This window comes from Psychrobacter sp. TB55-MNA-CIBAN-0194, assembly GCF_040309505.1.
Taxonomy (GTDB): Bacteria; Pseudomonadota; Gammaproteobacteria; order Pseudomonadales; family Moraxellaceae; genus Psychrobacter; species Psychrobacter fozii.
The window spans coordinates 1-276 of the sequence record NZ_JBEOOW010000229.1; the positions used below are offsets into that span (position 1 = coordinate 1).

Below are 276 nucleotides of genomic sequence, written 5' to 3' on the forward strand. Positions count from 1 at the left end.
TTTAGAGCCACTGGCGCAGCAGACAGCAGACATTGCTGCTAGTATGGAGACGTTAACGGAGGCGATTGCCTCGATTGATGAAACCACCAAGACGCTATTTATGCAGACACTTGAGGCGGTCAATAGCGAGCTTGCCAACTTATTTGCCAAAGTCTTTGGTGGCGGGCAAGCAAGCTTAACGCTAAATACTGACGATATGCCTGCTAATGCGCCAAAGTCAGAGCAGTGGCGGGCAGGGCTAACCTTAATGGCGCAACCAAAGGGCAAGCGTAATAG

1 protein-coding gene is annotated in these 276 nt (G+C 50.7%); it reads left to right on the forward strand.

The genetic code is table 11. From position 1 onward, the window contains the following. Positions 1-276 (forward strand): hypothetical protein (locus AAEY75_RS14935; protein WP_352260015.1); only part of this gene is annotated, 276 nt, incomplete at both ends.